This window comes from Streptomyces sp. GbtcB7 (genome assembly GCF_019091445.1).
In the GTDB taxonomy this organism is placed as follows: domain Bacteria; phylum Actinomycetota; class Actinomycetes; order Streptomycetales; family Streptomycetaceae; genus Streptomyces; species Streptomyces mirabilis.
In genome coordinates this window covers 156,016-180,928 of sequence record NZ_JAGXJM010000007.1, presented here as the reverse complement: position 1 = coordinate 180,928, position 24,913 = coordinate 156,016, and the positions used below count along the sequence as shown (strand labels likewise).

28 protein-coding genes, 3 pseudogenes and 1 riboswitch are annotated in these 24,913 nt (G+C 71.0%); of the genes and pseudogenes, 15 read left to right on the top strand and 16 right to left on the bottom strand.

What is annotated here, in order from left to right:
• Window positions 1-100 precede the first annotated feature (100 nt).
• Window positions 101-787, bottom strand: coding sequence for a triacylglycerol lipase (locus KVT44_RS14235; RefSeq protein ID WP_217567327.1), 687 nt, complete (start codon window positions 785-787; stop codon window positions 101-103).
• 114 nt (window positions 788-901) lie between these two features.
• On the opposite strand from KVT44_RS14235, the gene KVT44_RS14230 reads away from it, so the two are divergent.
• The gene (locus KVT44_RS14230; protein WP_308313999.1) at window positions 902-3,070 is read left to right on the top strand and encodes a LuxR C-terminal-related transcriptional regulator; all 2,169 of its coding nucleotides are present in this window, start codon (window positions 902-904) and stop codon (window positions 3,068-3,070) included.
• Window positions 3,071-3,147: 77 nt separating this feature from the next.
• Here KVT44_RS14230 and bioD read toward each other — a convergent pair whose 3' ends face one another.
• The 3 genes from bioD to bioB are packed head-to-tail and all read right to left on the bottom strand — an operon-like array spanning window position 3,148 to window position 6,362.
• A complete protein-coding gene (bioD, locus tag KVT44_RS14225; protein ID WP_217567326.1) occupies window positions 3,148-3,864 on the bottom strand; it encodes a dethiobiotin synthase in 717 nt (238 codons plus the stop codon).
• A 1-nt stretch (window position 3,865) separates the two neighbouring features.
• A complete protein-coding gene (locus KVT44_RS14220) occupies window positions 3,866-5,164 on the bottom strand; it encodes an adenosylmethionine--8-amino-7-oxononanoate transaminase (RefSeq protein ID WP_217567325.1) in 1,299 nt (432 codons plus the stop codon).
• Complete coding sequence (gene bioB, locus KVT44_RS14215) at window positions 5,157-6,362, bottom strand: biotin synthase BioB (protein ID WP_217567324.1); 1,206 nt, start codon at window positions 6,360-6,362, stop codon at window positions 5,157-5,159. Before bioB ends, KVT44_RS14220 begins: the two co-directional genes overlap by 8 nt.
• A gap of 186 nt (window positions 6,363-6,548) precedes the next feature.
• Here bioB and KVT44_RS14210 point away from each other — a divergent pair, with 186 nt between their 5' ends.
• Window positions 6,549-7,709 (top strand): 8-amino-7-oxononanoate synthase, encoded by a 1,161-nt coding sequence (locus KVT44_RS14210; protein WP_190169147.1) that lies wholly within the window; start codon window positions 6,549-6,551, stop codon window positions 7,707-7,709.
• Here the strand turns inward: KVT44_RS14210 and KVT44_RS14205 are convergent.
• Both KVT44_RS14205 and KVT44_RS14200 read right to left on the bottom strand, forming a co-directional pair.
• Window positions 7,666-7,890 (bottom strand): DUF397 domain-containing protein, encoded by a 225-nt coding sequence (locus KVT44_RS14205; protein ID WP_079065523.1) that lies wholly within the window; start codon window positions 7,888-7,890, stop codon window positions 7,666-7,668. The genes KVT44_RS14210 and KVT44_RS14205 overlap by 44 nt on opposite strands.
• Window positions 7,891-7,902: 12 nt before the next feature.
• Complete coding sequence (locus KVT44_RS14200) at window positions 7,903-8,760, bottom strand: helix-turn-helix transcriptional regulator (protein WP_217567323.1); 858 nt, start codon at window positions 8,758-8,760, stop codon at window positions 7,903-7,905.
• 212 nt (window positions 8,761-8,972) lie between these two features.
• Between KVT44_RS14200 and KVT44_RS14195 the strand changes: the two genes are divergently transcribed.
• The gene (locus KVT44_RS14195; RefSeq protein WP_054228985.1) at window positions 8,973-9,431 is read left to right on the top strand and encodes an ATP-binding protein; all 459 of its coding nucleotides are present in this window, start codon (window positions 8,973-8,975) and stop codon (window positions 9,429-9,431) included.
• Between the two features lie 466 nt (window positions 9,432-9,897).
• On the opposite strand, the gene KVT44_RS14190 is transcribed toward KVT44_RS14195, so the two are convergent.
• The 4 genes from KVT44_RS14190 to KVT44_RS14175 form a co-directional block, all read right to left on the bottom strand.
• Window positions 9,898-10,419, bottom strand: a complete 522-nt coding sequence (locus KVT44_RS14190) for a DUF6328 family protein (RefSeq protein WP_099924054.1) — start codon at window positions 10,417-10,419, stop codon at window positions 9,898-9,900.
• An 88-nt stretch (window positions 10,420-10,507) separates the two neighbouring features.
• Window positions 10,508-10,981 carry a C40 family peptidase gene (locus KVT44_RS14185; RefSeq protein WP_060902454.1) on the bottom strand — a complete coding sequence of 158 codons (474 nt, stop codon included), beginning with the start codon at window positions 10,979-10,981 and terminating at the stop codon, window positions 10,508-10,510.
• A 3-nt stretch (window positions 10,982-10,984) separates the two neighbouring features.
• A riboswitch (cyclic di-AMP (ydaO/yuaA leader) is annotated at window positions 10,985-11,170 on the bottom strand.
• A 346-nt stretch (window positions 11,171-11,516) separates the two neighbouring features.
• A complete protein-coding gene (locus KVT44_RS14180; RefSeq protein ID WP_054228981.1) occupies window positions 11,517-11,822 on the bottom strand; it encodes a hypothetical protein in 306 nt (101 codons plus the stop codon).
• A 7-nt stretch (window positions 11,823-11,829) separates the two neighbouring features.
• Window positions 11,830-12,486, bottom strand: a complete 657-nt coding sequence (locus KVT44_RS14175) for an ATP-dependent Clp protease proteolytic subunit (RefSeq protein ID WP_217567322.1) — start codon at window positions 12,484-12,486, stop codon at window positions 11,830-11,832.
• 202 nt (window positions 12,487-12,688) lie between these two features.
• On the opposite strand from KVT44_RS14175, the gene KVT44_RS14170 reads away from it, so the two are divergent.
• From KVT44_RS14170 to KVT44_RS14135, 8 genes are all read left to right on the top strand, one after another.
• Window positions 12,689-12,967: a type II toxin-antitoxin system Phd/YefM family antitoxin gene (locus tag KVT44_RS14170; protein WP_099925837.1), complete on the top strand. Its 279-nt coding sequence runs from the start codon at window positions 12,689-12,691 to the stop codon at window positions 12,965-12,967.
• 269 nt (window positions 12,968-13,236) lie between these two features.
• Complete coding sequence (locus tag KVT44_RS14165; protein WP_054229180.1) at window positions 13,237-13,539, top strand: urease subunit gamma; 303 nt, start codon at window positions 13,237-13,239, stop codon at window positions 13,537-13,539.
• Window positions 13,540-13,555: 16 nt separating this feature from the next.
• Window positions 13,556-13,867: an urease subunit beta gene (locus KVT44_RS14160; protein ID WP_054228979.1), complete on the top strand. Its 312-nt coding sequence runs from the start codon at window positions 13,556-13,558 to the stop codon at window positions 13,865-13,867.
• Window positions 13,860-15,581 carry an urease subunit alpha gene (locus tag KVT44_RS14155; protein WP_217567321.1) on the top strand — a complete coding sequence of 574 codons (1,722 nt, stop codon included), beginning with the start codon at window positions 13,860-13,862 and terminating at the stop codon, window positions 15,579-15,581. The genes KVT44_RS14160 and KVT44_RS14155 overlap by 8 nt, the downstream gene beginning before the upstream one ends.
• A complete protein-coding gene (locus KVT44_RS14150) occupies window positions 15,581-16,255 on the top strand; it encodes an urease accessory protein UreF (RefSeq protein WP_217567320.1) in 675 nt (224 codons plus the stop codon). Before KVT44_RS14155 ends, KVT44_RS14150 begins: the two co-directional genes overlap by 1 nt.
• Window positions 16,256-16,390: 135 nt before the next feature.
• Complete coding sequence (gene ureG, locus KVT44_RS14145) at window positions 16,391-17,074, top strand: urease accessory protein UreG (RefSeq protein WP_099924058.1); 684 nt, start codon at window positions 16,391-16,393, stop codon at window positions 17,072-17,074.
• The gene (locus tag KVT44_RS14140) at window positions 17,071-17,832 is read left to right on the top strand and encodes an urease accessory protein UreD (protein WP_217567319.1); all 762 of its coding nucleotides are present in this window, start codon (window positions 17,071-17,073) and stop codon (window positions 17,830-17,832) included. Before ureG ends, KVT44_RS14140 begins: the two co-directional genes overlap by 4 nt.
• A 141-nt stretch (window positions 17,833-17,973) precedes the next feature.
• A complete protein-coding gene (locus KVT44_RS14135; RefSeq protein WP_217567318.1) occupies window positions 17,974-19,572 on the top strand; it encodes an alpha/beta hydrolase in 1,599 nt (532 codons plus the stop codon).
• Window positions 19,573-19,632: 60 nt separating this feature from the next.
• Here the strand turns inward: KVT44_RS14135 and KVT44_RS14130 are convergent, their stop codons facing one another.
• Both KVT44_RS14130 and KVT44_RS14125 read right to left on the bottom strand, forming a co-directional pair.
• The gene (locus KVT44_RS14130; RefSeq protein ID WP_075025340.1) at window positions 19,633-20,358 is read right to left on the bottom strand and encodes a 1-acyl-sn-glycerol-3-phosphate acyltransferase; all 726 of its coding nucleotides are present in this window, start codon (window positions 20,356-20,358) and stop codon (window positions 19,633-19,635) included.
• 110 nt (window positions 20,359-20,468) lie between these two features.
• Window positions 20,469-20,987 carry a CGNR zinc finger domain-containing protein gene (locus KVT44_RS14125; RefSeq protein ID WP_099924061.1) on the bottom strand — a complete coding sequence of 173 codons (519 nt, stop codon included), beginning with the start codon at window positions 20,985-20,987 and terminating at the stop codon, window positions 20,469-20,471.
• A gap of 26 nt (window positions 20,988-21,013) precedes the next feature.
• Here KVT44_RS14125 and KVT44_RS14120 point away from each other — a divergent pair, with 26 nt between their 5' ends.
• Complete coding sequence (locus tag KVT44_RS14120; protein ID WP_099924062.1) at window positions 21,014-21,523, top strand: GNAT family N-acetyltransferase; 510 nt, start codon at window positions 21,014-21,016, stop codon at window positions 21,521-21,523.
• Between the two features lie 98 nt (window positions 21,524-21,621).
• On the opposite strand, the gene KVT44_RS61055 is transcribed toward KVT44_RS14120, so the two are convergent.
• The gene (locus tag KVT44_RS61055) at window positions 21,622-21,735 is read right to left on the bottom strand and encodes a hypothetical protein (protein ID WP_368857589.1); all 114 of its coding nucleotides are present in this window, start codon (window positions 21,733-21,735) and stop codon (window positions 21,622-21,624) included.
• A gap of 7 nt (window positions 21,736-21,742) precedes the next feature.
• On the opposite strand from KVT44_RS61055, the pseudogene KVT44_RS61050 reads away from it, so the two are divergent.
• Window positions 21,743-21,856: pseudogene (locus KVT44_RS61050) on the top strand (hypothetical protein); the annotation flags it as partial.
• On the opposite strand, the gene KVT44_RS61045 reads toward KVT44_RS61050, so the two are convergent.
• Together KVT44_RS61045 and KVT44_RS61040 are read right to left on the bottom strand one after the other, a co-directional pair.
• Entirely contained in the window at window positions 21,850-22,317 is a 468-nt protein-coding gene (locus KVT44_RS61045) for a hypothetical protein (RefSeq protein WP_368857588.1), read from the bottom strand. The pseudogene KVT44_RS61050 and the gene KVT44_RS61045 overlap by 7 nt on opposite strands.
• Window positions 22,304-22,854 (bottom strand): annotated as a pseudogene (locus tag KVT44_RS61040) (5-methyltetrahydropteroyltriglutamate--homocysteine S-methyltransferase); the annotation flags it as partial. The pseudogene KVT44_RS61040 and the gene KVT44_RS61045, both read right to left, overlap by 14 nt.
• A 132-nt stretch (window positions 22,855-22,986) precedes the next feature.
• Between KVT44_RS61040 and KVT44_RS14110 the strand changes: the two are divergent.
• Window positions 22,987-23,860 (top strand): annotated as a pseudogene (locus tag KVT44_RS14110) (short-chain fatty acyl-CoA regulator family protein); the annotation flags it as partial.
• A 52-nt stretch (window positions 23,861-23,912) separates the two neighbouring features.
• On the opposite strand, the gene KVT44_RS14105 reads toward KVT44_RS14110, so the two are convergent.
• Window positions 23,913-24,293, bottom strand: coding sequence for a helix-turn-helix domain-containing protein (locus KVT44_RS14105; RefSeq protein ID WP_217567317.1), 381 nt, complete (start codon window positions 24,291-24,293; stop codon window positions 23,913-23,915).
• Window positions 24,294-24,436: 143 nt separating this feature from the next.
• Between KVT44_RS14105 and KVT44_RS14100 the strand changes: the two genes are divergently transcribed.
• Window positions 24,437-24,844, top strand: a complete 408-nt coding sequence (locus KVT44_RS14100; protein ID WP_095856018.1) for a RidA family protein — start codon at window positions 24,437-24,439, stop codon at window positions 24,842-24,844.
• Window positions 24,845-24,913 lie beyond the last annotated feature (69 nt).

The following is a 24,913-nucleotide window of genomic DNA, read 5'->3' as shown; positions in this document are numbered from 1 at the left end:
CCTCCCGGGAGGACGGGGTCTTACCGGGATTGTCCCCCCAGGACGTCCGCCACACGCTTTACGACGCTCGACCTACGCCATACGCGGGTCGGCCCACGCGTCAGGCGATGAAGTCGCGCACCTGCTCGTAGACGCCGTAGTCGTTGTTCATGTCGGTGTGCGAGATGCAGCCGACCTCCACATTGGTGGCGCCGCTCAGGATCGCGCTGGTGTCCGGAGTGAGCAGCTCGTCGCAGTTCGACCAGTAGCTGGCGTACGAGACACTGCCCGGCGTCTCGTCGCCGGAGTTCAGCGCGGTCAGGAACGAACTGCCGGTGTACATCTCGGCGCACGAGGTGTAGAGCCACTTGCACCAGCTCGCGACCGTGGTTCCGTGGTTCACCCCGGCGGTGGACACGAAGTCGTCGACGTACGAGGTCCCGCCGAGGCTCTTGAGGTAGTAGCGGGCACTCAGCGCACCCATGGAGTGGACGACCAGGTCCACCTTCGACGCGCCGGTCTGCGCGAGGACGTTCTTGACCTCGGTGGAGAGCTGCTGGGCCGTGGTCACGTTCGACTGGCCCCAGTCGTACGACCACGCGAACAGCTCGGAGCCGCTGTAGCCGTCGGCCTCGAAGTCGGCGATCCAGTCGTCCCAACTGCTCGCCGAACTGCTGAGACCGTGCACGAAGATGACGGGGTTGTGGGTCGCGGCCTGGGCGGGCGCGGCGGACAGGGAGAGTGACACGAGGAGCGCCGCGACCACGGCGGAGAAGAACGTGGCGATGCGACGCGAGCGGCGTTGCATGGTGCCTCCAGACAAGGGTGGGGTGCCTGGAGTGTCAGCCGGGGTCTACGCGCGCCGCATCGGTGAAATCGCCGGTCTTTACTTGCCAGTTAACCCACCAGTAACGTCATTCGGGTGGTGACTTCGGTGAACCCCGTACGCGGCCCCGCACAACCCGAGCTCGGCCCCTCGCTTCCCGAAGGCGTACGGGTACGGATCCTGCGCACCGCGCACGGCGACCGCCGCGCCGCCGCGGAACTGGCCTCCGCACTGACCGAGCGTCAGCTGACCGGCCTCGACCCGTTGCCCGCACAGCCTCCCGTACTCCTGCGCGCGTACCGGCAGGAGGTCCGCGCCCTGCCCGACACCACCCGGCGCCTCCTGCTCCTCGCGGCGGCCGACCAGTACCCGGTCGACACCCACGCCTTCCTGCGGGCCGTCACCGCGGCCCGGCTCGACACCCGGCCCCTCGTCACCGCCGAGGTGGCCGGAGTCGCCCACGCCACGGCGGGCGGGGTCGTCTTCCGCGATCCGTGGACCCGGATAGCGGCCTACGAGACCGCCTCCGTGACGGACCGGCGCGCCGTCCACCTCCTGCTCGCCCGGGTCCTGCGCGGCGAGGGCGAGTCACCCCGGCGGTCCTGGCACCGGGGCGCCGCCGCGCTCGGTCCCAGCCGACGCCTCGCCGCCGAACTCCGGGCGGCCGCCCACACCGCGCGCACCGCGGGCGACCACGCCCTGGCCTGCGCCCTCGTCGAACGCGCCGCCGCGCTGTCCCCCGAGCCGAGCGAGCGGGCCCGGCTGCTCGCCCGCGCAGCCGCCGACGCCTGGCGGTCCGGCGACGCCGACCGTGCCCGCCGGCTCGTCGCCGCCACCGACGACGACGCCCTGGGCGGTCTGCTCGCGCTGCGCGCGGGCAACGCGACGGACGCGTTCGATGCGCTGCTGACGGCCGCGGCGCGCTACGCCGACGACGGCCCGGGGCCGACCCGTACGGACCACCCCCAGCACGCCGCCGTCCACTTCCTCGCCCGCGCCACCGAAGCCGCGATCTACACCGGCGACCTGCGCCGGTGCCGGGAGGCGGCGGCCGTCGCCGACCGGCTCGGGATCGTGCCGCCCGGCACGCTGGGCGGGCTGGCCGCGGCGTTCGAGGGCCGGTACGACGACGCGCGGGACCTGCTGAAGGCGGCGGCCGGGCGCTGCGGTCCCGGGGGCGACCCCACCCTGCTGATCCACTCCGGGATCGCCGCACTCATGCTCGGCGACCACACCGCGGCCGCCACCGCCACCGTCCGGGCCGCCGCCTCCGCCCGGGCCGGGGGAGACGGGGTCACCGTTCCCCAGGCCATGGAGTTCCGGGCGTACGCCGACTTCTGGACGGGTCGACCGAGGGCCGCCGAGGCCGCCACCCTGGAGGCCCTCCGCCAGGCGTACACCACCGGCCAGGACAACGGGGCCTGCCATCTGCAGGCGGCCCTCGCGATGTTCGCCGCGGTCACCGGCGACGAGGACGTCTGCCGGGAGCGCGCCGAGGCCGCCCGCTCCTACGCTCTCGCGCGCGGGCTCGGCCTGCCCGCCGCGCTGGCCCTGTTCGCGCTCGCCTTCCTCGACCTGAGCACCGGCCGCTTCGCCGCCTCGGCGGCCCGGCTGCGCGCCCTCGCCGGATTCGGCCCCGGGCACGGGCACCGCGCCATCCGTCACATCGCCACCCCGCACTACGTCGAGGCCGCCGTCCGCACCGGCGACACACGGGTCGCCCGGGCCGCCCACGCCGACTACGACCACTGGGCGCGTACCGTGCGCAGCCCCGACGATCTGGCCCTCAGCGCCCGCTGCCGGGCCCTGCTCGCCTCCGGCGCGGAGGCCGTCGAGCACTACCGCACCGCCCTCGACCTGCACGCCTCGGGCACCCGTGACTTCGAACGCGCCCGCACGGAGCTGCTGTTCGGCGGTGCGCTACGGCGACTGCGGCACCGGACGGAGGCCCGTGACCGGCTGCACAGCGCCCTCGAGGCGTTCGAGCACTTCGGTTCGCCGCAGTGTGCGGCGGCGGCGCGGACCGAACTCCGCGCCCTGGGGGAGCCCGTCTCGCCGGTACGGGGCGCCGACGATCTCGTCGCCCGCCTCACCGCGCAGCAGTTGATGGTCGCGCGCATGGCGGCCGACGGGGCGACCAATCGGGAGATCGCGGCGCGGTTGTTGCTCAGTCCGCGGACCATTGATCATCATCTGCGGGGGGTGTTCGCGCGGTTGGGGATTCGGTCGCGGATCGAGTTGGTGCGGTTGTTGGGTGAGCGGTGAGGGGCGGTTGGTGTCGTTGGTCGGCTGCGGGTGGGTCGTGGCTGGGCGCGCAGTTCCCCGCGCCCCTGACGGGGCGCTCAGACCCCCTGCGCCGAAATGAAGGCGTTTCCGTCCCAGGTGCCGCCCAGCCGAGAGGCCAGCCACCCAGGCGCCTCCGCACAGAAGTCGGCGACCGGGTAAGCCCCCGCCCCCGCGGGCAGCGCGCCCAGCAGCGGGGCCTCGGCCACGAGGGGCAGGTCTGCGAGGTTGCAACGCGACGCCAGGTCGGGGGAGTCGGGCCAGCTGCCGATGACGATTCCCGCCAAGTCCAGGCCACGGCGCCGCAGTTCACGAGCCGTCAGCTCGGTGGTGTTCAGGGTGCCGAGGCCCGCTGATGCCACCACCAGGACCGGCGCGTCCAGCAGGCTCGCCGCGTCCGCCAGCGTGCCGCCCTCGTCGTCGAAGCGGACGAGGAGACCGCCCGCTCCCTCGACCAGCACGAGGTCGTGCTCGGTGGCCAGTTCGGCCGCCGCCTTCGCCACCGCGACCGGGCTCACCGGGGGCAGGGAGGCTCGCCGCGCGGCCGTCGCTGGAGCCAACGGCTCCGGATAGCGGGCGAGTTCGAGCGTGGTCACGGCGCCCGCGAGCCGGGCCACCTCGTCGGCGTCCCCGCGCTCGCCCGGGCGTACACCCGTCTGCGCCGGCTTGAGCACGGCCACGGAGCGTCCGGCCGCGACGGCCGTGGCGGCGACGGCGGCCGTCGTGACCGTCTTGCCGACCTCCGTGCCCGTCCCCGTGATCACCAGAACCGCCATGTCATCCCTCCCGTGCGGCCGCGCACACCGCGCGCGCGATCCGTGCCACGTCCACGTCACCCGTGACGTACGGCGGCATCGTGTAGACGAGGTCGCGGAACGGTCGCAGCCACACGCCCTCGCGCACGGCCGCCGCCGTGGCCGCCTTCATGTCGACCTCGTGGTCGAGCTGGACGACGCCGATCGCGCCCAGGACACGTACGTCCCGGACACCCGGCAGCGAGGACGCCTCCGCAAGGCCGTCCCGCAGACCCGCCTCGATCCGCTTGACCTCGGTCTGCCAGTCCTGTCCGAGCAGCAGGTCGATCGAGGCGCAGGCCACCGCGGCGGCCAGCGGATTGCCCATGAAGGTCGGGCCGTGAGCCAGGACCGGGACCTCACCGCGTGAGATGCCCTCGGCCACCCGCGCCGTGCAGAGCGTCGCCGCCATCGTCATATAGCCGCCGGTCAGCGCCTTGCCGACGCACATCACGTCCGGCGTGATACCGGCGTGCTCCGCCGCGAAGAGAGCACCCGTTCGGCCGAAGCCGGTCGCGATCTCGTCGAGGACGAGGAGCACGTCGTGGGCGTCGCACGCCTCCCGCAGCACCCGCAGATACGCGGGGGAGTGGAACCGCATCCCGCCCGCGCCCTGTACCACCGGCTCCACGATCACCGCGGCGAGCTCGTCGGCGTGCCGCCCGATCAGCTCGCGCAGCTGGTCGGCGTACGACTCCTCGTACGCGACCGGCGGGGCGTCGGCGAACACCTGGCGCTGCAGCACGCCCTGCCACAGCTCGTGCATCCCGCCCTCGGGGTCGCACACCGACATCGGCTGCCAGGTGTCCCCGTGGTAGCCGCCGCGCCAGGTCAGCAGCCGCTGCTTGCCCGGGCGGCCGAGCGAGCGCCAGTGCTGGAGGCACATCTTGACGGCGACCTCGACCGACACCGATCCGGAGTCGGCGAGGAAGACGTGTTCCAGGCCCTCGGGCGTGATGTCGACAAGTCGCTTCGCCAGCCGCACGGCGGGCTCGTGCGTGAGCCCGCCGAACATGACATGGCTCATGCGCTCCAGCTGGTCGCGCGCCGCGTCGTTGAGGACCGGGTGGTTGTAGCCGTGGATGGCCGACCACCAGGACGACATGCCGTCGACCAGCTCGCCCGAGCCGTCCGCCAGCCGCAGGCGTACCCCGCTCGCCGACTCCACGACGAGCGGTTCCTGGCGGCCTGGCATGGGGCCGTACGGGTGCCAGACGTGCCGCCGGTCCAACTCCAGCAGTTCCCGCACGGGCAGCGTGGACGGCTCGGACCGGTCAGGCATTGGGGGCGAGGTCCGTTCCGGCACCCCGGCGGCGTACGGCGACGAGATCCGTACGCGCTTCGGCGGGCTGCTCCTGCTCGGCCTGCACCTTCACGGAACCGCAGACGCCACCGCCCTCGTGCGAGCCGCACCCGGCGTCCGCGTGCGAGCCGCACCCGGCCTCGGCGTGCGCACCGCAGCCCGCGCCCGCCGTCACGCGGTGCTCCGGCAGGGTCACCTCGCCCGCGCCCTCCACCTCGAACCCGGCGTCCGCGATCATCTCCAGGTCGGCCTTGCCCGCCTGGCCCTCGCTGGTGAGGTAGTCGCCGAGGAAGATCGAGTTGGCCAGGTTCAGGGCGAGCGGCTGCATCGTCCGCAGGTGGACCTCGCGGCCGCCCGCGATGCGGACCTCCACGTCCGGGCAGACGAAACGGACCATGGCCAGGATGCGCAGGCACCGCTGCGGGGTGAGGTTCCACTCCTTGGCGAGCGGGGTGCCCTCGAAGGGGATCAGGAAGTTCACCGGAACGGAGTCCGGGTCGAGCTCGCGCAGCGAGTAGACGACGTCGACGAGGTCCTCGTCCGACTCGCCCATGCCCGCGATCAGACCCGAGCAGGCCGACAGACCGGCCGCGTGCGCCTTCTGGACCGTGTCCACCCGGTCGGCGTACGTGTGCGTGGTCGTGATGTCCCCGTACGTCCCCTCGGACGTGTTCAGGTTGTGGTTGTAGGCGTCCGCGCCCGCCTCGCGCAGCCGCTCGGCCTGGCCGTCGGAGAGCAGGCCGAGGCAGGCGCACACCTCGACGTCCTCGTTCTGGTCCTTGATCGCCTTGATGGTGTCGGAGACCCGGTCCACGTCACGGTCCGTCGGACCGCGGCCGCTGGCCACCAGGCAGACCCGCTTGGCGCCCCCGGCGAGCCCGGCCGCCGCGGCCTGCGAGGCCTGGTCCGGCTTGAGCCAGGTGTACTTGAGGATGTCGGCCTTGGAGCCGAGTCGCTGCGAACAGTACGAGCAGTCCTCGGGGCACAGACCGGACTTCAGATTGACCAGATAGTTGAGTTTCACTCGACGGCCGAACCAGTGACGGCGGACTTTTCCGGCCGCGGCCACCACGTCGAGCACGTCGTCGTCGGACGTGGCCAGCACGGCCAGCGCCTCGTCACGGGTCGGCAGCTCGCGCCGAAGCCCCTTGTCCACCAGCGTGTTCAGCAGGTCCATGAGATCCGATCCTGACGTATGCGAGCCGCTGCGGCCAAGGAGAGTTTGCACAACAGAGACGGTTCGACGTGTGGGTATTGCCACATCATGGGCGCCGCGTCGCCCCGCTAGGGTCTGTGCACTGCCTACAAAACGACCACCTTCATGACCCCCTCACGACCACTCCCAGGGCCCGGAGGCACCAGCATGGCCGGATCGCCGTTCGCGTGGATCGACGAGCAGGCGCACCAGCGCCGGCAGGCCGGACTCGTCCGCACCCTGCGCCCCCGTGCCGCCGACTCACCCCTTCTCGATCTGGCGAGCAACGACTACCTCGGGCTGGCCCACCACCCCGAGATCACGGCGGCCGCCGCACAGGCCGCGCGCCGCTGGGGCGCCGGTGCGACCGGCTCGCGGCTCGTCTCCGGCACGACCGAACTTCATGGCGAACTCGAACGCGAGCTCGCGGACTTCTGCGGCTTCGAGTCCGCGCTCGTCTTCTCCTCCGGCTACGCGGCCAATCTCGCCGCCGTGACCACGCTCGCGCCGCACGGCTCGCTGGTCGTCTCGGACGCGGGCAACCACGCCTCCCTCATCGACGGCTGCCGGCTCGCCCGGGGCGCGACCCAGGTCGTGGCGCACGCCGACCCCGACGCCGTGCGCAAGGCGCTGGGCACGCACGAGGGTCCCGCCGTCGCCGTGTCCGACACGGTCTTCTCGGTGGACGGCGACGCGGCCCCGCTGGCCGCACTCGCCACCGCCTGCCGCGAGCACGGCGCGGCGCTGCTCGTCGACGACGCGCACGGGCTGGGCGTCCTGGGCGACGGCGGGCGGGGCGCCCCGCAGGCCGCGGGGCTCGCGGGCGCCCCTGACGTGGTCGTGACCGCCACGCTCTCCAAGTCGTTCGGCAGCCAGGGCGGAGCCGTCCTCGGCCCCGCCCCGGTCATCGACCACCTGGTCAACGCGGCGCGCACCTTCATCTTCGACACGGGTCTCGCGCCCGCGGCGGCGGGCGCGGCTCTCGCGGCGCTCAGGCTGCTGCGCCGTGAGCCGGAGCGCGCCGCCCGGGCCCGTGAGGTGGCGACGGCGCTGCACACCCGGCTGACCGCCGAGGGCCTGGAAGCCGTACGACCGGACGCCGCCGTGGTCTCCGTGCGCGCGCCGTCCCCCGAACAGGCCGTGCGATGGGCCGCCGACTGCCGTGAAGCGGGACTCGCCGTCGGCTGCTTCCGCCCCCCGTCCGTGCCGGACGGCATCTCACGGCTGCGGCTGACCGCCCGCGCGGACCTCACCGACGCGCAGATCGAGCACGCCGTCGGCGTGATCAGTTCAGTCCGGCGACAAAGCCCTCCCAACTGGCGGGAGTGAAGAGCAGGGCGGGGCCCGCCTTGTTCTTGGAATCGCGCACAGCGACCAGTCCGGCCCAGGGTCCTGGGCCGGGGCGGGCCGTCTCGACGCAGTTGTTCATTCCCGTACTACGGCTGCTGCGCAGCCATCGCACGTCGCGGAGTGAAGTACTGGAACGTACGTACCGAGGCAGTGCAGTCATGGGGGTGCCTCCTTACGCGCCGTCACCTATCCCGGCGATGTAGTCCAACGAGTCCTCGGGCGAAAGGGCGTGGAACTGAAGGGCGTTGAAGGCCTCGGTGTAGGCCTGAAGGTCTTCTTTCCGTTCGAGATAGAGGCTACTCGTCAAGTGGTCGAGAACAACCACATCCAGATCAGTTGTGTTCGGAAATGAGAAGATAACGAAAGGCCCGGTGACGCCGATATGGGCCCCCGCGGCGAACGGCAGGACCTGAAGCCGCACTTGAGGCAGGGCGGCGGCCTCCCGTAGACGCACCAGTTGCCGAGCCATCACTTCCGGGCCGCCGACCTCGCGTTTTAACACCGCCTCGTCCAGGACCGCGGTCAGTTCCAGCGGCGGACTCGAACGCAGGACGTCCTGCCGGGCGAGGCGCACCTCGACGAGCGCGTCTAGCTTGTCGTCCTCCAGGCCGCCGACGGCGACCCGGGTCACCTCCCGTGCGTACTCGGGCGTCTGGAGCAGTCCGGGTACCACCGAGGTCTCCAGCGTGCGCATGCCGCTGGCCTGGGACTCCAGACTGATGAAGTCGCGGTACGTGGGCGGCAGGACCCCGCGGTAGGCGTGCCACCAGTGATGGCGACCGTTGCCCTCGGAGCCCGCCAGGCCCACCAGGAGCTCCCGTAACTCGTGCTCCGTGACGGCGTAGGCGTCCAACAGGCGCTCCACGTCGGCCGGTTTCACCCCACTGATACCGGTCTCGATCCGGCTCACCTTCGACTGGTGCCAGCCGACGAGACGGGCCGCCTCACCACTGGTGAGACCCACACCGGCGCGCAGCGCGCGCAGTTCGGCACCGAGCTTGCGGCGGCGCACCGCGGGACCGTGCTGCATGGGCGTACTCCTTACTCCTTCCGAGCCGCCCAAATACGCTCCGCCGTCGCAGAGTTCACCGCATCGAGCGACAGATATATGCATATCTCGGTGGATCGCACCCGTGACCGTCCCAGTGATGGCAGTCTGGCGCGAAGCACCAGTCCGGGACCGTACTCGAACCATCCGCTCCGTGTCGGACTCCGGTCCCGTGGGAAAGGGACGACGTCGCCATGGCAGATCACCAGGAAGCATCCGTCACTCTGCCGAGCGATCCCGCCTCGGTCTCCGCGGCCCGGAATTTCGTCGCCGATGTGTTGGCCGAATGGGGCCTGCCGTGCGACGCCGAAGTCGCGGACACCGTACGCCTGATCGTGTCAGAACTAGCCACCAACGCCGTCCAACACACTTTCGGGCAGTCGCCCACCTTCACGGTGGACGTCCGCCTCGACCGAGACGAACACCTGCGGATCGGCGTTACCGACAGCCATCCGCGCTTTCCCAAACGTCTGCCCGCCGCCGTTCAGCAGGACAACGGGCGCGGCATGGTGATCATCCGCTGGCTGACCGCCGAATGCGGCGGCAGACTCGTCGTCCGGCCCACCCGCGAGGGCGGCAAGACGGTCGCCATCGAGCTGCCCTGGACGGTGCCGGCCCAGCCGGTGACGGCCGGCGGCCCACAAGAGCCCTGAGGAGCGGCTCAGTTGTCGTGTCTGCCCTGTCCGGCGCCTCGCGGCGGGGCCTGGAAGGCCTCGGCCGCCGGCGCCGACCGGTCCCCGGTCCGATGGACGACGGAGATCGTACGGCGCGGATCTCCCGGTCCCGGCAACCGCGGCCCCACCGGAGCCACCGCCGTCCCGGCCACCATCTCCGTTACGACCGCGCTGTCCGGCCGTTCGGCCGGCGGCAGCCGCGGCCGACCGCCCGCGTGGGCGCTGCCGCTGCTCGGCGGCGCCTGCGTGCTCCGGACTCGGCGTACGGACGCTGCGGTCGCTGGGCAGGGCCCAGGAGACCGGAGCGAGACCGAGCCGATGGCGTCCGGCGCCCGCCCGCTGCGGCAGGGGTCCGTCACCCACGCGCTCGACCCGAAGGCGCCGGTCACCTTCCTCGGTCCGCTGCCGCGGTTCGTGCCCGCGGGCAGTCAGGCGATGAGCGCGCTCACGGTTCTCGGTCCGGTGCTTCTTTCGGAGCCGTCGCTCCGCCGACGACGGCACGGTGCACCAGGCCCGGCAGGAGGCCCCACAGCGCCACACAGACGAGCAGGGTGCCCGCGCCCGAGGCGATCCCGGCGGCGCGTCCCAGCGCGACATCCACGACGAGCAGCACCGATCCCGTCAGCGCCAGCATGAGCACACCCATCCCGACCGTGGCCAGGACGGAGGAGACCCGCACGATGGTCGGCTTCGCGCCCTGCCGGAACAGCGACCTGTGCAGCGCGGCTGGCGCCGTGAAGAGCGCGGCGGCCACCACGGCCAGCAGGAGGGTGGTGACGTACGTGGCGCGCTGCACCGTGTCGAGGGACGGGAAGCGCGGGGTGAACGCCAGCGTCAGCAGGAACGCGAAGAGGATCTGCACACCGGTCTGCGTGACGCGCAGCTCCTGGAGCAGTTCGCCGAAGTTGCGATCGGCGCGCTCGAGGGGCGTCTCGTTCCGTTCCTCGGGGGAAGGTCGCTCAGCCATGCTGAACGAGTAACCGGTTCGTCCGCTTTTCACGCCCGGGGGGTGGAACCCCGAGGGGGTGCCGGCCGGCGGCACCCCCTCGGGCAGGTCAGCTGACCCGGCCGTACCAGACGCTCTTCGTCCAGATCTTCTGCAGCTTCACGACCTCCCCTGTCTTCGGGGAGTGCCAGATCTTTCCCTTCCCGGCGTAGATGCCGACGTGGTACACGTTCCGGCCCGAGTGGAAGAACACCAGGTCTCCGGCCTTGCGGTGGGATGCGGAGATGTGGTGCGTCTTGTTGTACTGCGCCGCGGCCGTACGAGGCAGCGTCTTGCCCGCCTTCTTGTACGAGTAGAGCGTGAGCCCGGAGCAGTCGAAGCGGCGTGGCCCGGCGGCACCGTACTGGTACGGGGAGCCCTTCTTGGAAGCCGCGACCTGAAGTGCCCTCGTCGCCAACGTGGCCGCTTCGGCGTCGGATGCGACGCCAGGAACCACAAGGCTGCCGCCCACGGCGGCGATGGTGAGCGCCGAGGCCGTACCGGCCCGGGTCCACAGCGACGGGACACGATTGAGCGCAGTCATGCGCAACCCTTCGTCAGCCGCCTGTGAAGGATGACCTGTCGGATTCGGGCTGGCGAAGTAGCCCGGCCGCTTGCGCGGCTTCACCCCAAGGACCGCCCGGATCTCTCCGGCGACCCGTCTTGCTGGGTCCTCCACTCCTGCCGATGCACTTCTGTCGACCGGTCATCCGGGCAGCGGCAGGACTCGGCGTCCGCCCGGACCGCCCCGCCGCTGTGGCGGGGGCTTGTCGTCGGAAGGGATCTTCACGCATAGCGGTCGGAAAATCCGAGCGGAACTGGCGATTTGTGGGGTTACTCACCACTCACCCGTTCGGGTGGACGACCCCCTGTTCGGGCGATGTTGGGGACACCGACGACGCGCCCACCAGCACCGGAGCGTCTCATTCCGCCTCCGGGCCAAGCGTGTTGCGCAACTTTTTCGGTTCCCCGAAGGGGTCTGTGACTACTCCATCAGGGGGTACGCCATTTGGTCCGTTTGAACCCCGGGCCGGACGCCTCGCCGACTCGGCGCGCACCGCGACCCGGGTGTGGAGGTGTCAATTGTCGGCGTCGGGTGGCAGCGTGACGCGGGCAGCCCGCCGCTCACCGTCGAGGACGCGCAGAGCCTGCGCCAGCGTCGGCGCGTGCACCTCGCTCTCGCCGCGCTGGTGCATCAGCGCGAGGGCGTCCCGCAGCTCGGTGGCCTTGGCGACCAGCGCCTGGGCGGCACGCAGTCCGCGGTAGGTGTCTCCGGGCCTGGCCGGGTTGATACGGCCCAGCAGGTCGACCACGTCGAGGTAACGGTCGATCAGTTCGGCCTCGGCTCGCGTCAGCGCGGGCAGCGGGGGCAGTTCGGGCACCATCGGCGGATCACCTCGCGTCGGGTGTGGCGTTCCTCGCACCGGGCGCGGTGCGCGAGGTCTTGCGGCTGGGGATGATCCCGTCCACCAGTCCGTACGCCAACGCGGCCTGAGCGTCCAGGATCTTGTCCCGCTCGATGTCGGCGGCGACCTGTTCAGAACTCTGCCCCGTGTGCCGTACGAGCATGTCCTCCAGCAGCCTCCGAGTGCGCATCAACTCCTCGGCCTGGAGGGCCAGATCGCTCGCCTGTCCCTGTACTGGCTCGGGAAGTGACGGCTGGTGGATCAGCACCCGGGCCCCCGGCAGCGCGAACCGCTTGCCCGGCGCGCCGCCGGCCAGCAGCACGGCGGCGGCCGACGCGGCCTGCCCCAGGCAGGTGGTCTCCACGTCGCAGCTGACGAACTGCATCGTGTCGTAGATCGCCGTCATCGCGCTGAACGAGCCGCCGGGGGAGTTGATGTACAGCGCGATGTCCTGGTCCGGAGCCAGGTATTCGAGGTGCATGAACTGCGCCATCACGTCGTTCGCCGAGGTGTCGTCGATCGGCGTCCCGAGGAACACGATCCGCTCGTCGAGCAGCTTCGAGTACGGATCCAGGGTCCGGTGCCCCATGCTCGTCCGCTCGGTGAACTCGGGCAGGACATGACGGGCGGACGGTTCATTCATGGCACGCGCCTCCTGTGAAGGGTTCTGTAAAAAATGTACAGGACGTACAGAGTGGCGGAAGGGTGCTCGGCTGACAGCGAAAATCCCCGTGCGCCGCCGGTGGAGAGGGTCGCCTGATCGTGCGCACGGATCGTTTTCGGTGGAGCTGAACGGGATCGTCCGCTCTGTGGGGGTGCCGGGGGCCCGGTCTAAGCTGGTGGGCATGGCCTACGAGATTCCGGTGACGCAAGCCAGGGCTGAGCTCGCCGATCTGATCAACCGGGTGGTGTACGGGGGCGAGCGCGTCGTTGTGACACGGCACGGCAAGCCCCTCGTCGCCCTGGTCTCCGCCGCCGACCTGGAGCGGCTCGAGGAACTCCCGGAGTCCGCCGACGAGCAGGTGGTCAGCTCCCTCTCCAGCGTCCGCGAGGTCGGGTCCGCCCCGCGTGAGCGCCAGCGCTTCGGCATCGCGGCGGAGCACCGGGGGCATGGCGCCTCGTAGGGTCCCTTCGGCGGTGGCGGTGAGGGTGACGGCCGCGTCGAAGGCGGGCGGCCATCGCGCCGTATACGGTCCGACCCATGGCCTCGTCCCGGGCGGCGGCCTCGACGACGGCCCGGGAGCCTCCACGTCGGTCATGCGTGGACCACAGCCCGGTTAACGTCCTCGAAACGACGGCCAACTAGCGTGCCCATCCATGCCACCAGGGGTTTTGGTGGCTGCGGCCACCGGACCCCGCACGGTCCGGAGCGAGGACTGTGAGGTGGGACGCCGTGCAACTGACCCCGCATGAGCAAGAGAGGCTGCTGATCCATGTGGCCGCCGACGTGGCCGAGAAGCGACGGGCCCGCGGGCTCAAACTGAACCACCCCGAGGCGGTCGCCCTCATCACGTCGCACATCCTCGAAGGCGCGCGCGACGGCCGTACGGTCGCCGAGCTGATGTCCTCCGGGCGCAAGATCCTCACCCGGGACGACGTCATGGAGGGCATCCCCGAGATGATTCACGACGTCCAGGTCGAGGCGACCTTCCCGGACGGCACCAAGCTCGTCACCGTCCACGACCCGATCGTCTGACGGGGGAGCGAGAGCCATGATTCCCGGAGAGATCCTGTTCGCCGACGGACCCGTCGCCTTCAACGAGGGCCGCGAGGTCACCCGGCTGACCGTCCTCAACGCCGCCGACCGGCCCGTCCAGGTCGGCTCCCACTACCACTTCGCCGAGGCCAACCCCGGTCTGGACTTCGACCGCGCCGCCGCGCGCGGCAAGCGGCTCAACGTCGCCGCCGGCACCGCCGTGCGCTTCGAGCCCGGGATCCCCGTCGACGTCGAACTCGTTCCGCTCACCGGCGCCCGTGTTGTGCCCGGCCTGCGCGGGGAGACCGGAGGTGCCCTCGATGCCTGAGCTCTCGCGCGCCGCGTACGCCGACCTGTTCGGCCCCACCACCGGCGACCGTATCCGGCTCGCCGACACCGACCTGCTGATCGAGATCGAGGAGGACCGTTCCGGCGGCCCCGGGCTCGCCGGTGACGAGGCCGTCTTCGGCGGAGGCAAGGTCATCCGCGAATCCATGGGCCAGGCGCGCGCTACGCGCGCAGAAGGCACTCCGGACACGGTCATCACGGGTGTCGTGATCGTCGACCACTGGGGGATCGTCAAGGCAGACGTCGGCATCCGCGACGGCCGGATCACCGGCATCGGCAAGGCCGGCAACCCGGACACCATGGACGGGGTCCACCCCGACCTCGTCATCGGCCCCGAGACCGAGATCATCGCGGGCAACGGACGGATCGTCACCGCGGGTGCCATCGACGCGCACGTCCACCTGATCTGTCCGCAGATCGCCGACGAGGCGCTCGCCTCCGGCATCACGACGCTGGTCGGCGGCGGCACCGGTCCCGCCGAGGGCTCGAAGGCGACGACGGTCACTCCCGGCCCCTGGCACCTCGCCCGGATGCTGGAGGCGATGGAGCAGTACCCGCTCAACTTCGGTCTGCTCGGCAAGGGCAACACCGTCTCGCGCGACGCGATGCTGTCGCAGATCCGGGGCGGGGCGCTCGGTCTCAAGCTGCACGAGGACTGGGGCTCCACGCCCGCCGTCATCGACGCCGCGCTGACCGTCGCCGACCGCACCGGTATCCAGGTCGCCATCCACACGGACACCCTGAACGAGGCCGGGTTCGTCGGCGACACGCTCGCCGCGATCGCCGGCCGCGGCATCCACGCCTACCACACCGAGGGTGCGGGCGGCGGGCACGCGCCGGACATCATGACCGTGGTCTCCGAGCCGCACATACTGCCCAGTTCCACCAACCCGACCCGGCCGTACACCGTCAACACCGCCGAGGAACACCTCGACATGCTGATGGTCTGCCACCACCTCAACGCGGCCGTCCCGGAGGACCTGGCCTTCGCCGAGTCCCGCATCCGGCCCTCCACCATCGGGGCCGAGGACATCCTGCACGACCTGGGCGCCATCTCGATCATCTCGTCCGACGCGCAGGCGATGGGCCGGGTCGGCGAGGTCATCATGCGGACCTGGCAGACGGCCCACGTGATGAAGCGGCGGCGCGGCGCCCTCCCCGGTGACGGGCGCGCGGACAACCACCGCGTACGTCGCTATGTCGCCAAGTACACGATCAACCCGGCGCTCGCGCAGGGCCTCGCCCGCGAGATCGGCTCCGTCGAGACCGGCAAGCTGGCCGACCTCGTGCTGTGGGAGCCCGCGTTCTTCGGGGTCAAGCCGCAGCTCGTCATCAAGGGCGGGCAGATCGCGTACGCGCAGATGGGCGACGCCAACGCGTCCATCCCGACACCGCAGCCGATCCTGCCCCGGCCGATGTTCGGGGCGATCGGACGGGCACCCGCCTCGAACTCGTTCAACTTCGTGGCGCCGCTCGCCATCGAGGACGGGCTGCCGGAGCGGCTCTCGCTGGGGAAGCGGTTCGTGGCGATCGAGTCGACGCGCGGGGTGACCAAGGCCGACATGCGGGAGAACGACGCCCGGCCGCATGTGCGGGTCGATCCCGACAGCTTCGCCGTGCACATCGACGGGGAGCTGGTGGAGGCCACGCCCGCCGCCGAACTGCCCATGGCCCAGCGTTACTTCCTCTTCTGATGTCCCGCGCGGCACTGCTCGTCCTGGCCGACGGCCGCTTCCCCGCCGGAGGGCACGCCCACTCCGGCGGGGCCGAGGCGGCGGTCAAGGCCGGGCGGATCAGCGGGGCGGCGAGCCTGGAGGACTTCTGCCGGGGGCGACTGCAGACGGCGGGGCTGGTGTCGGCCGCCCTGGCCGCGGCGGCCGCGCTCGGGGTCGATCCGGCGCTGCTGGACTCGGCCGCCGACGCACGCACCCCGTCGCCGGCTCTGCGGGTCGCCGCGCGGCGGCTCGGGCGGCAGCTGATGCGGGCGGCTCGGGCGACCTGGCCGTCCGCGGAACTCGACGCGCTGGCACGGGCCTTTCCCAAGGGAGCGCACCAGCCGGTCGTACTGGGGCTGGCGGCGCGGGCCGCCGGGCTCGGGCCCGAGGACGCCGCGTACTGCTCCGCGTACGAGAGCGTCAGCGGTCCGGCGACCGCGACCGTGCGGTTGCTGAGCCTTGATCCGTTCGACGCCACGGGGGTGCTGGCCCGGCTCGCGCCGGAGTTGGACGTCGTGGCACGTGCGGCGGCCGACGCGGCGCGGAACGTGGTCGACGGTGGGGTCGACGCGTTGCCGTCGGCGTCGGCGCCGTTGCTGGAGATCAGTGCGGAGGCGCATGCCGCTTGGGCTGTACGGCTCTTCGCGTCGTAGGTGGACCGCCCCCGTTCCCGTCCCCTGGGAGCTCCGCCCCCAGACCCCCGTATCGGCCTGAACGGCCTCGTCCTCAAACGCCGGACGGGCTGGATGGTGCCGGCCCGGGCCGAAGAACAGTTTGGAGCCGAAATCATGCATCTCGACCACGATCACTCCCACGACGGGGCCTCGGCCGTCAGTGCCGACGCTCGGCGGCCCGACGGCTCGCGGCGCGCTCTGCGCATAGGGCTCGGCGGGCCCGTCGGGTCCGGGAAGACGGCGACCGTCGCCGCGCTCTGCCGGGCGCTGCGGGACGAGCTGTCGCTCGCGGTCGTCACGAACGACATCTACACACGGGAGGACGCCGAGTTCCTGCTGCGGGAGGCCGTGCTCCCGCCGGAGCGGATCACCGCCGTCGAGACGGGCGCGTGCCCGCACACCGCGATCCGGGACGACATCTCCGCGAACCTCGAAGCGGTGGAGGACCTGGAGGACGAGGTGGGGCCCTTGGACCTCATCCTCGTCGAGTCCGGGGGTGACAACCTCACCGCGACGTTCTCCAGGGGACTGGTGGACGCGCAGGTCTTCGTCATCGACGTGGCGGGCGGGGACGACATTCCGCGCAAGGGCGGGCCCGGTGTCACCACCGCCGACCTGCTCGTCGTCAACAAGACCGACCTCGCGCCGTACGTGGGGTCCGACCTGGGGCGGATGGCCGCCGACGCCAAGGCGCAGCGGGATGAGCTGCCCGTCGTCTTCCAGTCGCTGCGCACCGAGGCTGGGGTGACGGCCGTCGCCGACTGGGTGCGGGAACGGCTGGCCGCGTGGACGGCATGACCACAGCGGGAGTGCGGGCCACCGCACGGATCGGGGCACGGGCCGACGGGCGCGGCGGTACCGCGCTGCCCGTGCTGGAGGGAGAGGGGCCGCTCGCCCTGCGGCGTACCCGGGCGAGCGGGGACGAAGCACGCGTCATGCTCGTCGGGGCGATGAGCGGGCCGCTCGGCGGTGACCGCTTCGCCGTGGAGGCGGAGGTGGGGGAGGGGGCCCGGCTGCACGTCGGATCGGCCGCCGCGACCATCGCCCTGCCGGGACAGGCCAAGGGCGAGGCCCGTTACGATGTGCGGCTCGACGTGTCCGGCGGGGGTGAACTGCGCTGGCTGCCCGAGCAGTTGATCTCCGCCCAGGGGAGTGACCTGTACGTGTCCTCGCGCGTCGAGCTCCGGTCGGGCGCTCGGCTCGTCTTCCGGGAGGAGCAGGTGCTCGGGCGCGTCGGCGAGCAACCCGGACGGCTCACCAGTCGTCTTACCGTACGGCTCGACGGACGGCCGCTGCTGGACCAGGAGCTGTCGTGCGGTCCCGGCGCACCCGGCGGCTGGGACGGTCCCGCGGGGCTCGGGGGGCATCGGGCCCTGGGGCAACTCCTCGTCGTACAACCGGAGTTCGAGAGTGAGCCGCCGCAGGCGCGGCTGTTGGGGGAGTACGCGGCCGTCATGCCGCTCGCCGGGCCCGCGGCTCTGGTGAGCGCCCTGGCGCCGGACGCGCTGCGACTGCGGCGGGTACTGGACGGGGCCTTGCGCGCACTCGACCGATAAGTCGACAAGTACTCTCCGCTCAACGGGACTTGGTGCTCCGGTTATCGGAATGGTAAAGAAGGCCGGTCACCCCTGTTCTCAGGGACCTCACAGCCGAAAGGATCCCCGTACCAATCGCAACGATGTACGGGGAGGTCCCACTTGAGGGCTAAGAGACCGACGAAACGCCTGACCGCGTTCGCTTCGGCCGGAGCACTCGTCACGGCGACCCTGATAGCCGGAGCCGTCGCGGCGCCGTCGGCCACCGCCGACTCGCGTCACGGTCAGGACCGCGAGGCCCGCGGCGCGGCGATCGCCGCCGCCCGAGCCGCGAAGGCCGGGATCAACTGGCAGGACTGCCCTGCGGACTGGGGCTTCGAGAAGCCGATCCAGTGCGGCTGGGTCTCCGTCCCGCTCGACTACGCCCACCCCTACGGCAAGCAGATCAAGCTCGCCGTCGACCGCATCGGGAACACCGGGACCAAGGCGGAGCGCCAGGGCGCGCTCGTCTACAACCCGGGCGGCCCCGGTGGTTCGGGCATGCGCTTCCCGCGCCGCGTCACCACCAAGAACCCCCTGTGGGTGAACACCTCGAAGGCGTACGACTTCGTGGGCTTCGACCCGCGCGGTGTCGGCCACTCCGCCCCGATCTCCTGCATTGACCCCCAGGAGTTCGTGAAGGCACCCAAGGCCGACCCGGTCCCGGACTCCGAGGCCGACAAGCGCGTCCAGCGCAAGCTCGCCGCCGCGTACGCGGACGGCTGTGCCAAGCGCAGCGGCAAGGCGATGCTGGCGCAGATGACCACGCCCAACACCGCCCGCGACCTGGACGTCATCAGGGCCGGACTCGGTGAGAAGAAGCTCAACTACCTGGGCGTCTCCTACGGCACCTACCTCGGCGCCGTCTACGGCACCCTGTTCCCGGGCCACGTCCGCCGCATGGTCGTCGACAGTGTCGTCAACCCGGCGAAGGAGAACATCTGGTACCAGGCCAACCTGGAGCAGGACATCGCCTTCGAGGGCCGCTGGAAGGACTGGGAGGACTGGGTCGCCAAGAACGACGCCGCCTTCCACCTCGGCGACACCCGCGCCAAGGTCCAGGACCAGTGGCTGAAGCTGCGGGCCACCGCGAAGAAGAGCCCGCTCGGTGGCGTCGTCGGCCCCGCCGAACTGATCTCCTTCTTCCAGAGTGCCCCGTACTACGACTCGTCGTGGGTGCCGGTCGCGACGGCGTTCAGCAAGTACGTCGCCGGTGACACCCAGGCGCTCGTCGACGCCGCCGCCCCCGACCTGTCCGACACCGCGGGCAACATCGCCTCGGAGAACGGCAACGCCGTCTACACGGCCGTCGAGTGCACCGACGCCAAGTGGCCCACCAGCTGGTCGAAGTGGGACAAGGACAACACGAAGCTCCACAAGAGCTACCCGTTCATGACGTGGGCCAACGCGTGGATGAACCTGCCCTGCGCGACCTGGCCGGTCAAGCAGCAGACCCCGGTGAACGTCAAGACCGGCAAGGGTCTGCCCGCCGTCCTGATCGTGCAGTCCACGCGTGACGCCGCCACTCCGTACCCCGGCGCCGTCGAACTGCACAAGCGCTTCAAGGGCTCCCGCCTGATCACCGAGAACGGTGCGGGCTCGCACGGTGTGACCGGCCTGGTCAACCCTTGCATCAACACCCGGGTGGACTCCTACTTGCTCACGGGCAAGACGGACGCGGCCGATGTGACGTGCACCCCGCACGCCACGCCGACCCCGTAACACCCCGCGCACAGAGGGGCGGCCGGATCCCGGCCGCCCCTTTTGCCTGCCGCGCGTCTCTCAACTCAACGGCATCCGCGGGAACTTGCGGGCCTGGGCCGCGACCTCGGCCGCCTCCTCCGCCTTGACGACGGCCGCGTACCGGTCGACGTACTCCTGCTCGGAGAGGGTGAGGATGGCGTACATGATCTCGTCGGTGACGGCGCGCAGGATGGCCTTCTCGTGCTCCATCCCGGCGTAGCGGGAGAAGTCGAGGGGCTTTCCGAAGCGGATCACCACGGGGTGGAGGCTCGGGATCTTCTGGCCCGGCGGCTGCGCCTCGAAGGTGCCGATCATGGCGCAGGGGATGACCGGAACCCCGGCCTTCAGCGCCATGACCGCGACGCCGACCTTGCCCTTGTAGAGACGCCCGTCGTGCGAACGCGTCCCCTCCGGGTAGATGCCGAGCAGTTCGTCCCTGCGTAGCACGCCCAGTCCCTCGCGGATCGCGGCCTGGCCCGCGTCCTTGCCGGAGCGGTCCACCGGGATCTGCCCGGCGCTGCGGAAGAAGGCGGCCGTCAGCCGTCCCTTGATACCGGGCCCCGTGAAGTACTCGGCCTTCGCCAGGAAGGTGATGCGCCGCTTCAGGATCGCGGGCATCAGGAAGTGGTCCGAGAACGAGAGATGGTTGCCGGCCACGATGGCGGGACCCGACGCCGGTATGTGCTCAAGGCCCTCGATCCGAGGCCGGAACACCAGCCTCAACAGTGGACCCAGAAGCACGTATTTGAGCACGTAGTAAAACACGGTGTCTCTCCACATCTACCGAATCGGCTCTGGGGCCGCGTTCTTCCGGACTTCATCCCTGAGGATGGTCTACTGGCCACGTGGGGGATAGGGGCAGCTCGTGACGCTCGTCAAACGCCGCGTGCCCGGTGGCGGCGTACCGCGTCGCGGTTGGCGCAGCGTGGGGAGCAGTAGCGCCGACGTCCGGTGCGGGAGGTGTCGGCGAAGATCGTGGTGCACTCGCTCACGGCACAGCGTCGGAGGCGGTGCATGCCTCGTCCGGTCAGGTGCAGTGCGGTACCCACGGCGATGAGTGAGAACAGTACGGAACCGAGTGTCTGCCGGTCGTCACGGAAGTGCAGGTGCCAGCCGCTGCCGGCGTGGTTGGTCATCCGCGGGTGGGCGGCGGCCGCCGCCAGCATCCGGTTGAGCAGCTCGGCGCGTTCGTGTTCGTCGGTGGCGTCGACGACCTTCTCCCACGCCTCCAGCGCGTCCTGGGTGCGGTCGAGGTCCTGGGGGGTGGCCGGGTTCTCCAGCACCAGCCCGGCGGCGCGGCAGCGGTCCGCGAGCTCCTCGGCGCCGGCCGGGCGTCGGTTGGCCAGATCGGCGGCCAGGTTCACGGCATCCTCGCCGTAAGGGTTGAGGTGCATAAGACCATTACATCAGTCTGGTCGGCATGGGACAACGCAAAGGAAACGGGCCGGCCGTGCGGCAGGCGGTGGAGTACGACCTGGTGGAGCTCGTACGTCTGCGGGCCCTGCTGTTCGAGAACCTCGGCGGTCACTTCTTCAGCCCCGCGTCGGCGGACGACGACTGGCTGGACGCCCTGGCCGTGGTGCTGAAGGAACAGCTGACCGCGGATGCCGTGCGCATCCTCGTGGTGGACGGTGACGGTGACAGCGACGGCGACCGTGGCCTGGCCGCCTGTGGGATCGCCACCATCGAGCAGCGGTTGCCCGGCCCGCACCTGCGCAACGGCCGGATCGGGCATGTGATCGGCGTGGTCACCGACCCGTCGTACCGGCGCCGCGGTCACAGCCGCTCGATCATGCGGGGCCTGCTCGACTGGTTCGGGGAACGTGAGGTCGCCCGAGTGGACCTGTACGCCTCCGCCGAGGGCGAACCGCTGTACCGCGAACTCGGCTTCACCAATCACCCCGACCCCGCGCTGTACTGGCGCCCGTGAGCCACCGGCCTCCATGTGGTGCGCGGGGCTTGTGGTGTGGTGGGTCGCCAGCGGGCCGGGAAAGTGGTGGGCGTGCTCTCCCGGCCCGTCGTACGGGCTCAGGACGCGGACAACTCCGTGCGGACCGTCCGGGCCGCGGTGACCATGTTCTCCAGCGAGGCGCGGGTCTCGGGCCAGGCGCGGGTCTTCAGGCCGCAGTCGGGTTGACCCACAGTCGTTCTGCGGGGATGGCCTCAAGTCCCTTGCACAGCAGGGCCGCCGCCTGGTCCGCGCCGGGTACGGGCCCGCTCCCACATTCAGGTCGCTCGTGAACTCGCCGGACACGGCTACCCGCGCGAGGCCGGACCCGGCGTGTACGACATCCACTCCCCACGCACCGTCATCGCTTCCGGGCGGGAGATGTCGCCGGCCAGGATCGGCGGGCGGACGTAGCGGGTGCCGTAGGACTGGACCCAGCCGTACCGCGTGGCGAGGTAGCCGGTGAGCTGTTCGGCGAAGTACTGGACCCTGTCGTTGCGTTCGGCCTCGCCGTGCACGAGGACGTCGAGGCCGGTCTTCTCCTGGAAGGAGATCACCTCGCCGATCTCGGCCCTGATGCGTTCCTCGTACCCGGCGCTGTCGATCCGTCCCGCGCGCAGGTCCGCCCGCGCGGTGCGCAGTTCGGTGGTCTGGGGGAAGGGCGAGTTCGGCCGCGATGGTGTCGGTACCGCCCCCGAGGCCCTTGACGAGGGTGTCGAGGGTGGCGAGGGACTTCTCCAGGTCGTTGACCCAGATGTTGCGCCCGTTGACGACACCGGCGACCAGGCGCCTGCCGGGCAGTCCGCCCACGGCGGCGAGCGCGTCCAGGTTGGCGGCGGCGGCCTCGGTGAAGTCGAGCGCCAGGCCCTCCACCGGAGCCTTGGCGAGCACGGCAGCGCGTCACCGAGCCGGTCGAAGTACGAGGCCACCAACAGCTTCGGGCGGTCGGTGAGCCCGCCCAGGTCGCGGTAGGCGCGCGCGGCGGCGTTCAGCTCGGCGGGCGTACGGTCCTGGACCAGGGCCGGCTCGTCGAGCTGCACCCACTCGGCGCCGGCCGTGCGGAGGCCGGTGAGGACTTGGGCGTACACGGGACGCCGGTCGAGGAGCGTCAGCGGATCGAAGTCCGCGGCCACGCCCGGCGCGGGCTTGGCGAGCAGGAGATAGGTGACGAGGCCCACGAGGACGGGGCGCGGGGTGACGCCGAGGGCTTGGCCCAACTCGGCGACCTGCTGGGTGGAATCGGCCGTGAAGACGGTGTCGGGGCCCAACTCGGGCACCCGGTAGTGGTAGTTGGTGTCGAACCACTTCGTCATCTCCAGCGGCGCCGCGTCCTGGGTGCCGCGCGCCGTCGTCCAGCCGGACCTTGGCCAGGGCCGCCTCGTGGGCGGCCCGGTCCCTGCCGGACACGCGCCACGTTCCTGCTCGACCTGGGGCGTCGCAACCAGGCGCTCACCGAGCGGCTCGCCGACGGGCACGGCGTGCGGTCGGCCGCCGAATCCGGCGATCGCCTGCATCACTACGACGAGGCGTCCCGCACTCTCCATCTGTCCGGCCGTCTGCGACCCGGTCAGCGGGCGTTCCGTCTGGCGACCCAGCTCGCCCTGCTCGAGTACGGCGACGAACTCGACCGTCACGCCGCCGCCGACTTTCCCACCGGTTCACCGTCGCACGCGCCGGCCCGGATCGGCATCGCCACCTACTTCGCCGCCGCGCTGATCCCGCCCTACCGCACCTTCCACGCGGCGGCGGAGGAGGTGAGGTACGACATCGAACGCCTCACCGACCGGTACGGCCTCGGTTACGAGACCGTCTGCCACCGTCTGAGCACCCTCCAGCGCCCGCGGCTGCGCGGGGTTCCCTTCTCCTTCGTCCGGGTCGACCGGGCGGGCAACCTGTCCAAACGGCAGTCCGCGACCGACTTCCACTTCTCCCGGGCCGGCGACACCTCCCCCTGTGGAACGTCTACGAGGCGTTCGCGGCACCCGGCCGCATCCACGTCCAGGTCGCCGAAATGCCCGACGGCCAGCGCTACTTGTGGACGGCACATGCCCTGACCCGCCACCGCGGAGGCTGGGGCGAACCCGGCAAGGCCTACGCCGTCCGTCTGGGCTGCGAGATCCGCCACGCCGCACGCCTCGTCCACGCCGACGGACTCGACCTCGGCAACGCCGCCGCCGCTACTCCCAGCGGCATGGGCTGCCGCAGCTGCCAACGCACCGACTGCCCCCAGCGTGCCGCACCCCCGCTCGGCCGCGACTGGGAATCGACGAGAACGACAGCACGTTCGTCCCCTACCCGGTGGTCGACCAATCGCCTTGAGGGCACCGGGAAGGCGCCAGGCGGGGACGCGAGCGTGTGAGTGCTCTGGCCGTCAGGCGTCGAAGCGGCGGCGGGCGGCCTCGATGTGGCCGAGGTACCGGTGGGTCCAGCCGCACATTGCGTCGACCGTGGCGCGAAGGCCCTGGCCCGATTCGGTGAGGGTGTATTCGACCCGCGGCGGCACGGTGGGGTGCACGCGGCGCTCGACCAGGCCGTTGCGCTCCAGCATGCGCAGGTTCTGCGTGAGCATCTTGTGGCTGATGCCCTCGATCTCGTCGCGCAGCTCGGTGAAGCGCAGGGTGCGTTCACCGAGGGCCTCGATGATCAGGAACGCCCACTTGTTGGCGACGTCGGAGAAGATCTCCCGCGCCAAAGAGTCCGCGCGCCTCAGGTCCGCATCCTCGGGCGAGCCCTTGAACTGCTTGGTCACCATAAGGTTCCCCAGTCACTGAAAAGTGCGTTCTTCCAGGTCAGCGGCCACTCTCCTACAGTTCCCGAGTAACCACAAGAGACTGCGAGGGCCTCTTGGCTCGGTGGACGCGAGCCAAGGGCGCTCATGACAAGGAGGCAGGCAACATGGCCATCACCCTGGTGAACCCCAGCGGATTGCCGAAGATCCCGGTGTACCGGCAGGTGTCGATCGCGACCGGGTCGAAGCTGGTCTTCATCGCCGGGCAGGTCGCCTGGGACGCCGAGGGGGTCACGGTCGGCGAAGGTGACCTCGCCGCTCAGGTCGAGCGGAGCTACCTCAACGTCGGCACCGCACTGGCCGAGGTCGGCGCTTCCTTCGACGACGTGGCGAAGCTGACCGTCTACGTCGTCGACTGGACCCCCGACAAGATGCCCCTGTTCCTGGAGGGAGTCGCGCGGGCCTCCGCGAAGCTGGGAATCACCCCGATGGCGCCGGGCACGCTGATCGGCGTGGCGGCACTGGACGTCCCCGACCATCTGGTGGAGGTCGAAGCCACCGCGATCATCGACTGAACAGCCGCTCTTCACCGTCACCCGGACTGAGATGACACAAATCTGTGTCATCTCAGTCATTGGTGCTAG